This window comes from Holdemanella sp. (assembly GCF_056804935.1).
The window spans coordinates 1-8,936 of the sequence record NZ_DBMEXE010000050.1 but is presented as its reverse complement, the minus strand read 5'-3'; the positions used below and the strand labels follow the sequence as shown (position 1 = coordinate 8,936).

Sequence of the window (8,936 nt, the reverse complement as noted above, 5' to 3'; positions counted from 1 at the left end):
GCTCAACATGACGAAGAATAATCGTCTTGATTAGCTCAGCTGCAAGCTTTGGATCATCATTACATACAATATATTTGTATTGTGATACCATCTTCATTTCATTGCTTGCCTTGGCAAGACGCTGTTGAATGATTTCTTCAGGCTCTGTACTACGACCACGAATACGTCTTTCCAATTCCTCCATTGAAGGTGGAATAATAAAGATAGAAATCGCATCTGGACACTTTTCCTGTACTTGAATCGCTCCCTGCACTTCAATTTCCAATAAGACATTCTTTCCTTCATCGCGCAAACGATTGACTTCCTTTAAAGGTGTTCCATAATAGTTTCCGACAAACTCAGCCCACTCTAAAAGCCCACCTTCTTGAATGGCTTTTTCAAAATCTTCACGTGTTGAGAAGAAATAATCTCTTCCATCCACTTCTCCAGCACGTGGTTTACGTGTTGTCATTGATGTGGAATACGCCAAATTTAGACGTTCATCTGTTTCAAAATATTTTCGAATTGTCCCTTTTCCAACACCACTAGGACCGCTCAAAATGATTAATAGACCTCTTTGCATGACAATCTTGCTCTCCCTCTTTTCATCCATTTTACAAGTCCAAACCATGTGTGTCAAATTTAATTTAACTATGTTATAATTCTTATCAGACTAAGGAGGTCCACTATGGCTATTGACGGATTATTTTTATACAATATTCAAGAAAAATTAAACGCATATACCCCATGTAAAATTGGTAAAATACAAAATATCAGCGATGAAGAAATATTGATTCATCTACACACACGAAATGAAGGAAACCAAAAGCTTGTCATTAATGTACATTCCAACACAAACCGTGTATATATCGCAAACTTTATTCCTGGCATTCAACCAGAACCATCCAACTTTGTGATGGTCTTAAGAAAGCTCTGTTCACAAGCCATTGTCGAATCTTTTGAACAAGTAGGATATGATCGTATTTTATGTTTACACTTATCTTGCCGAAATGAATTTCAAGACCTTGTGAAATACGATCTAAATATCGAACTCATGGGAAAATACGCCAATATGATTTTAGTCAAAGATGGCGTAATTGTAGATGCATTAAAACGTATTCCTGTATATGAAAATGCCAAACGATTCATTCATCCTGGCGCAAAGTATGTAGCTCCTACTCAACCGGAGAAGAAAAATCCATTTGAAATCCAAGATATCGATTTAGATCAAAGTCTTGTTAAACAGATTTATGGCTTTTCGCCATTACTATCCAATGAATTTATGTATCGCATAAAAAACAACGAAAAATACATCGATATATTAAATGAAGTTGTGAATTCAAATATACTCTATATCTATAAAAAAGACTTTCATTGTATTGAACTCAAACATTTAAATGAACAACCAAAGACCTATACGATTATGGAAGGATTAAATCATATATATGAAGAAGATGAACAAAAAAAGCGGATCAAAGAACAATATGGCGATATTATTCGTACTGTAGAAAAGGAAAAATTAAAACAAACAAAAAAACTTCCAAAGCTAGAACATGCCTTAGAAGATGGAAAAGACTATCATAAATATCAAGAATATGGTGATTTGATCTTTGCGTATATGTACCAGATTCAAAAAGAAAAGACAATCGTATTACCTTCTTTTGAAACCAATGAAGATGTAACAATTCCAATTGATATGCGTTACGATCTAAAAACAAATGCGAATAAATACTATCAGAAATATCATAAGATGAAGCGTAGTCTAGTGATCTTAGAAGAACAAATTGAACAATGTAAACAAGATATTGAATACTATACACAACTCGAAGAACAGCTTCAACACTGCAGTGTTTTTGATGCTGGAGAAATACGAGAGGAACTTGTTAAACAACGTGTATTGATGCCTAAAAAGGACAATAAACGTAAAAAGAAGAACAATAAGCCAAATGTCCTTCATTTAGAATTTGATGATTGCGAAATCTATGTAGGTAAGAATAACATACAAAATAACTATGTAACACACCAAGTCTCTAGAAAGAACGATTTATGGTTCCATGTGAAAGACTATCATGGTTCTCACGTACTATTAAAGAGTGAAGACTTTACCGAACCACAAATTCGATTATGTGCAATGTTAGCCGCGTATTACTCCAAAGGCAAAGATTCAAGTTCTGTACCCGTAGATTATTGTTTGATCTCACAAATTAAAAAAGTACCTGGATCTAAGATTGGTTTTGTGACAATGAAATCCAATAAGACCATTTATATTGACCCGGATGAAAATTATTTATTAGAAATCATTAAAAATCATCAAATAAAGTAAAAGAGATGGAAAATTCCATCTCTTTCTTTTATCCTTTTACTTCGACTGTAGAACCATCAGGACCTGGTGTGTTTTTCAAGTAATCAACGATTTCTTGACGCTTGTCTGCTTTACAAGGTTTACATGCGATATGATCCATATCACCTGATACCAAGGCTTCAGCCATACCACTACATCCAGGGAATCCACAACCACCACAGTTATATCCAGGTAGTAATGATGTTACTTTTTCTACACGTACATCTGCTTCTACTTTTAAATATTTGTCGGCAACACCTAGACCTAAGCCAAGTACTGCACCAAGTACAAGCATCATAATTACGGCTACGATTACCATATTTATTCTCCCTTCACTTGATTGTGAGCTGGATTGTTTGTACAGGCATAATCCTTACATCCATCACAATCCGCTTTTAAATCTTCACACCCTTCTGGTTTGGGTGTTTTTTTATTCATTAAATACAAAACAATATAGATAGCAACTAATGCGCCAAAGAACAATATTGCCAATAAATATTTCATTATACAATTCCTGTAAAGCAAGAGAATGCCATAGCCATGATGGCAGCTACGATCAAGGCAATTGGATTACCAACGAAGGCATTTGGAACTTCACTTTGTTCTAGTCTTTCACGAATTGTAGAGAAAATGAATAATACAAGGGCAAATCCTAATGGAGTACCGATTGAGTATACTAACATTTGTGCAAAGTTATAACTATTAGAAATATTTACTAAACATACATTCAAAACAACACAGTTTGTCGTGATCAATGGTAAGTAAACACCTAATGATTTATAAAGTGCAGGACTTGTCTTTTTAATGAACATTTCTGTTAATTGAACTAAAGAAGCGATGACCAAGATAAATGTAATCAAATCCATAAATTCAAGTTGTAAAGGTACAAGTACTAAATAATAAAGTGCATATGTAACAAGTGCTGCAGCAACGATAACGAAGACAACGGCAACACCCATACCGATTGCTGAGCTTTTCTTTTTAGAAACACCCATGAATGGGCACATACCTAAGAATTGAGTTAAGATAACGTTGTTAACTAAAACACTCGTTACTAAAAGTGCCATTAATTCACCCATCTTACTTTTCCTCCTTCGCTGCAGCTTCTTCTTTTGCTGTTACATGTTGTTTATAAGCACCAACAGCAGCGGCTAAAACCGCAAATGTAATGAAGGCTCCAACACTAGATCCAAAGATGCTTACTGTGAAGTCTTCGGGAATAATGTGTAAGTTTAACCAAACTTGCGCTTCGTTAAATGGGTTTACCACTTTAATTCCACCTGTTGAAATCAATTCACGAATAAATGACATCGCTAGTACTGCTAGAGTATATCCTAAACCCATTCCTAAACCATCTAAAGCTGAATCTAAAACGCCGTTTTTACTTGCGAAAGCTTCTGCACGACCCAAGATGATACAGTTAACTACAATCAACGGAATGAATACACCTAAGCTTGTATTTAAACTTGGCGCATAGGCTTGAATCAACATTTGAATGATTTTTACCAATGTGGCGATGATGACAATATAAACGGGAATACGAATTTCATCTGGCGTAATTTTACGAACACATGAAATAATCACGTTGGACATGATCAATACGATAATAACACTAACACCCATACCAATCGCATTGTTTACAGTTGTAGTGATGGCTAGTGTTGAACAAATTCCTAAGAATAATGAGAATACTGGGTTATCTTTAATTAAACCCGCTTTAAAGTTTTCAAAACGATTCATCTAGATAACCTCCTTACTTTAATGTATCGACAAGTTTTGCCGCTTCATGAATACCACTCACAACAGGCCCAGAAGAAACAGTCGCACCAGAAATTGTATCCAATTCACCAGTCGCATCTTTTCCTTCTAGAGATTTTCTAAATGGAGCTTCTGTTACTTGTGATCCTAAACCTTTTGTATCGCCATTGCTGATGGCATTGTATTTGTCGATTTTCTTACTATCTTTATCAATAGAAACTAAGAATACAGTTCCTTCTTTATATCCACTAACACTCATGTTGAAGATATAAACGTTTTTATATTCATAAACCTTTTGAACCGTTTTAGAATCCAATGTTGCATCGACCAATTTAAAATCATTGGCGTTCGCATCTGGATACATAGCTAATAATGATTCTTTTTCTTGTTTTTCGTTATTTGCAGCAATAACAGGGGCAGTCATTTGATTCGCAAATGCCAAGGCACCACCGGCAACAGCTGAAACAATCGCCAAGAATAAACCTAAATGTACGATCTTGTTCATAGCGTTACCTCCACTGTTTCAACAACAGCTGCAGTTTCAGGAACCGTATCTACCTTTTGAATAGAGCTTGCTGCATAGAAGCTTATAGCTAAACCAATCAAAGCTAGACATGCACAAACAATTCTTGATTTTTTTACCAAATCCAATTGTTTTCCATCGAAGCAAGATTCGATCCAAGGCGTAAACATATTCATCAATAAGATGGAATATAAACATCCTTCTGGAAGATTCGCTTTTAAACGAACTAAAGTTGTTAAAATTGCTGCACCCATCGCAAATACAACACGACCACTTGCACTTGTTGGACTTGTGACTGGATCTGTCAACATAAATACAGCACCAAAAATAACACCACCTGTTAATAAGTGTAATAATGGATACCAAATAACAGCTGGAATTCCATGGTATGAATCAATTCCTGTAATTAAAGCTACAACAGCTGTTAACACAAAGATTGTTCCTAAATAAACAACAGGAACTCTCCAATCAATAATTTGACGAAGGGCAAGTACTACACCAATAATCAAAATCAAGATTGAGAATGTTTCACCAATAGATCCAGGATACGTTCCTAAAGCTAGACCTGCAAAGCCTCCATATTGAGACAAGAATGAATCCAATACAGTTGCATTGCTTGGTAACCAATGATAAGTGCTCGCAATCACTGTTGTTGGTGTTGCTTGTGAAATTAGACCTACACTCACACCTGTAAAAGCTTGTAGAATCACAGCACGTCCTACAGCTGCAGGGTTAAAGATGTTTTGTCCAAAACCACCAAATAATAATTTCGCAAGTACAATTGCGAATACTGTCGCAATAATAACTGCATAACAAGACATATTCACAGGTACCATTAAAGTTAAAATGATAGCTGTTACCCATCCAAATGAGCTCTTTAAGAAAGTTTTAACATCTTTCTTCATAATCTTTGCGAAAATGGATTCGCAAACGAATGTAGTAATTAAAGAACAAGCTAATAAAAGAACACAATGTAAAGCAGCACTAGCTCCCCATGCAGAGGCATAGTAAATAAGGGCTGCTACAAACACAACAAGTAAACTTAAAGATAATTCTTTCATGATACGTTGTGTTGACAAGTTATTCTTAATGCTTGGACTTACATGAAAAGTAAATTTCATTTGAATCCTCCCTACTTTTTCTTAAGCATAACAATACGTTTTGCCTTACGAACATTTTCAGTTACATCGATATGAGATGGACAAATATAAGTACACATTCCACATTCGATACAACTCATAACGCCACGTTTTGACATTTCGTCAACGTCATTGGCTTTCAATGCAGCTGTAATTCTTACTGGCTGTAAACCACTTGGACAATGATCACTACATTTACCACAACGTAAACATGCGATCGCATCATCATTTGCAGCTGGAAGTACAGTTAATGCATTCATAGCACGATCAACGACAAACATATCATTGACAATGGTTTTACCCATCATAGGTCCACCTGAAATCAAGCGGACTGTATCTTGTGTATATCCACCACAAGCTTCGATGATTTCACTAACAGGCATACCAACAGGTACACATACATTGTGAGGATCTTTTACACATTCCCCACTAACTGTTAGATTCTTTTGTGTGATGGCTTCTCCTTTTTCAAAGGCTTTCGCAATCGCGATGGCACTTGAAGCATTTCCAATGATAGCACCCGCTTCTGCAGGTAATCCACCATATTCTTTATGTAATACTTCACGCACTAAAACACGTTCCCAACCCATTGGATACACATCAGGGACAGGACGAACCTCAACACCAGCCGCATCTGTCAATACAGATTTCACTTTTTCAATTAAATCTGGGTGAGATTCTTTGATACAAATGTAAACCGTTTTGGCTTCAGCCATTTTCTTCATGATTTTTGCACCTGTAACTAAATCTTTGGCATCATCCATGACAGATCGGTAATCAGCTGTGATATATGGTTCACATTCTACGGCATTGATCAATACATAATCAACTCCATCTGGTTTCATATATTTTACATAGGTTGGGAAACCAGCTCCACCTAAACCAACAATACCTGCATTCTTTACAAAATCAACACACGCTTCACGAGTAGCACTTTGCCAGTCTAATGGCGCAAAAGATTGAACTTTCGTTTGTTTAAAATCGCATTCAATCACCATGTGATTTTGTGGACGCAAAGAATTGTGCATACGCTTAGCAATTCCTTTGTAAGTTCCAGAAACACTTGAATAAATTGGCACATAAAAACCTGACTTTGTTTCAGCCAGTTTTGTTCCAACGGATACAGTATCTCCCTCTTCAACAAGAATATCAAAGTCTAAAGTACGGCCTGCAACCAAAGGAATATAGACTTCCTTTTTAGGCATAAGATGTAATAATTCAGACTTTTCTGTCAATTCTTTTTTACCAGGGATATGCTGTCTCATTGGTCCTAAAAATAGTGACATATAAATCCTACCTCCCATTTACACTTTTTAATCATAGGCCTTTTTTTTCACAAGTTCAAGATTTTTTTGACAATTTCCCATAATTCAGGTAAGTACTTACATTTACATTAAACGAAAAACATCTTATAATACTTTTATGCAAAAAAATAAATCCATTCTATCCTGGCTGGTAATATCCGTATGCTTTCTCATCTTTATTAGTTCCGTTATATTCTTTGTTCAAAATAAAGGTAATGAAACAACAGAAAACCTAAATGTTACATTAACAGATGTTGGCTTTGACACGCCCATTACACTCAATTGCTCGTGTTCACAAGCCGATTTTGCCAAGTATACAAAGATTGTAAGAAAGACATTTAAAGAAAACAATAAACGCTTTGACCAGTACCACGCCTATAAAAATATGAATAACCTATATACATTGAATCATGAAGCTTATAATCATCCGATTCAAATGGATGAAACCTTTATAGATTGTTTAAAACTAGCCATGCAGATGCAGTCTGAAAACTCACAATTTGATATCAGCCAAGGCGCACTTTTAAATCTATGGCATGAGGCTAGAGAAAACACACAAATCCCTCCAAGTGATGACAAGATTCAAGAAGCTTTAAATCATATTGACTTAGATAAAATTCAAATATCTGGTCATGAAGTATCTTACTTAGATCCAGAACTATCCATCGATCTTGGTGCCATTGCCAAAGGATATACCGCTCAACTTGCCAAAGAAGCATTAAATAAAGCTGGCCTATCCAATGGATATATCAATGCGGGAGGTAATGTTGTCTTACTTGGCGAAAAAGAAGATGGCACAAATTGGAAGATTGGTATTCAAAGTCCAGATGCAAGTGATGCCCTAGTTCAATATTCAACAAAAAAAGCCACTTGTTTAGTTACAAGTGGAGATTACCAAAGATATTTTACATATAAGAATAAAAAATATTCCCATATCATTGATCCTAAAACCGGTTATCCTGCAAACTATGTTCGAAGTGTAACCGTCATCACAAAAGATTCAGGCAAGGCCGACGCCTTAAGTACAACATTGTTCTGTATGAGCGTGGAAGATGGAAAGAAATATTTATCCACACTGGATTATGATGTACAAGCCATATGGATCGTAGATAAAGATAGTGATGTTTCATCGGATTTAGAAACAAAAGATTATAAAATAATCACAACTGATAAAATAAAAAACAGAGTAACTCTTGTCAATTAGAGTTACTCTTTTCATTTACATATTAGTCATGTAATACGTGGTTACAACGATCACACAATCCATCTTCATTATCAGATTCAGTATAGTTCCAGCAACGAGGACATACATGACCTGTAGCCTTCTCTACTTGTACCTGACAAACTTCAAATTGTTCTAATTCATCCGTTGTGAATGTGACTTTAGATACAATAAACCATTGTGCAGCATTACTTAATACACGATCCATAATTTCTTTTTGTGCATCACTTACATGTAATACGACATGCGCTTCTAATGATTTACCAATTAAACCTTGAGCACGAGCATTTTCAAGTGCTTTGAAGACATCCTTACGAACTTTGAATAATTCTTCCATATCCGTTTTGATTTTTTCAACATCAAAATCCAATTCTAGATCTTTGAATGTCGTTAAGTGGATACTTTCTGCATCAAAGTGCATGTAGTCATTGACTTCTTCACAAGTATGAGCCAAGATTGGAGCCCACAATTTAGTCATCACTTCAACGGCATTATAAAGTACAGTTTGAACTTGACGACGAACTGGTGCATCTTCTTTTTCAATATAAAGAATGTCCTTTGTGTAATCTAAGTAGTAAGCGGATAATTCATTCGTCATTAAGTTTGTCAAATATGTAACAACATCGGAGAAACGATATTCATTATAAGCTTTTCTACAGAAATCTACGGC

Annotated in this window: 11 protein-coding genes; 2 read left to right on the top strand and 9 right to left on the bottom strand. The window is 35.5% G+C overall.

Features of this window, described 5'->3' with window-relative positions; genetic code table 11:
* The coding region (gene gmk / locus ACZQCL_RS03805; RefSeq protein WP_482481881.1) for a guanylate kinase at positions 1-562 on the bottom strand (562 nt) is incomplete at its 3' end.
* A 105-nt stretch (positions 563-667) separates the two neighbouring features.
* Here gmk and ACZQCL_RS03800 point away from each other — a divergent pair.
* The gene (locus ACZQCL_RS03800) at positions 668-2,302 is read left to right on the top strand and encodes an Rqc2 family fibronectin-binding protein (protein ID WP_482481880.1); all 1,635 of its coding nucleotides are present in this window, start codon (positions 668-670) and stop codon (positions 2,300-2,302) included.
* Positions 2,303-2,330: 28 nt separating this feature from the next.
* On the opposite strand, the gene ACZQCL_RS03795 is transcribed toward ACZQCL_RS03800, so the two are convergent.
* The 7 genes from ACZQCL_RS03795 to ACZQCL_RS03765 are packed head-to-tail and all read right to left on the bottom strand — an operon-like array spanning position 2,331 to position 7,026.
* A complete protein-coding gene (locus ACZQCL_RS03795) occupies positions 2,331-2,639 on the bottom strand; it encodes a (Fe-S)-binding protein (RefSeq protein ID WP_337618742.1) in 309 nt (102 codons plus the stop codon).
* A gap of 2 nt (positions 2,640-2,641) precedes the next feature.
* The gene (locus ACZQCL_RS03790) at positions 2,642-2,824 is read right to left on the bottom strand and encodes a hypothetical protein (RefSeq protein WP_117923871.1); all 183 of its coding nucleotides are present in this window, start codon (positions 2,822-2,824) and stop codon (positions 2,642-2,644) included.
* Positions 2,824-3,399 (bottom strand): electron transport complex protein RnfA, encoded by a 576-nt coding sequence (locus ACZQCL_RS03785; RefSeq protein WP_482481879.1) that lies wholly within the window; start codon positions 3,397-3,399, stop codon positions 2,824-2,826. Before ACZQCL_RS03785 ends, ACZQCL_RS03790 begins: the two co-directional genes overlap by 1 nt.
* Position 3,400: 1 nt before the next feature.
* The gene (gene rsxE, locus ACZQCL_RS03780) at positions 3,401-4,060 is read right to left on the bottom strand and encodes an electron transport complex subunit RsxE (protein ID WP_117571603.1); all 660 of its coding nucleotides are present in this window, start codon (positions 4,058-4,060) and stop codon (positions 3,401-3,403) included.
* A 13-nt stretch (positions 4,061-4,073) separates the two neighbouring features.
* Positions 4,074-4,583: an RnfABCDGE type electron transport complex subunit G gene (locus ACZQCL_RS03775; protein ID WP_227990889.1), complete on the bottom strand. Its 510-nt coding sequence runs from the start codon at positions 4,581-4,583 to the stop codon at positions 4,074-4,076.
* A complete protein-coding gene (locus ACZQCL_RS03770) occupies positions 4,580-5,722 on the bottom strand; it encodes an RnfABCDGE type electron transport complex subunit D (RefSeq protein WP_288522541.1) in 1,143 nt (380 codons plus the stop codon). The genes ACZQCL_RS03775 and ACZQCL_RS03770 overlap by 4 nt, the downstream gene beginning before the upstream one ends.
* Positions 5,723-5,733: 11 nt before the next feature.
* The gene (locus ACZQCL_RS03765; protein WP_270489563.1) at positions 5,734-7,026 is read right to left on the bottom strand and encodes an RnfC family protein; all 1,293 of its coding nucleotides are present in this window, start codon (positions 7,024-7,026) and stop codon (positions 5,734-5,736) included.
* Between the two features lie 136 nt (positions 7,027-7,162).
* Between ACZQCL_RS03765 and ACZQCL_RS03760 the strand changes: the two genes are divergently transcribed.
* A complete protein-coding gene (locus ACZQCL_RS03760; protein WP_337531868.1) occupies positions 7,163-8,248 on the top strand; it encodes an FAD:protein FMN transferase in 1,086 nt (361 codons plus the stop codon).
* 22 nt (positions 8,249-8,270) lie between these two features.
* Here the strand turns inward: ACZQCL_RS03760 and ACZQCL_RS03755 are convergent.
* The coding region (locus ACZQCL_RS03755) for a class I tRNA ligase family protein (RefSeq protein ID WP_482481878.1) at positions 8,271-8,936 on the bottom strand (666 nt) is incomplete at its 5' end.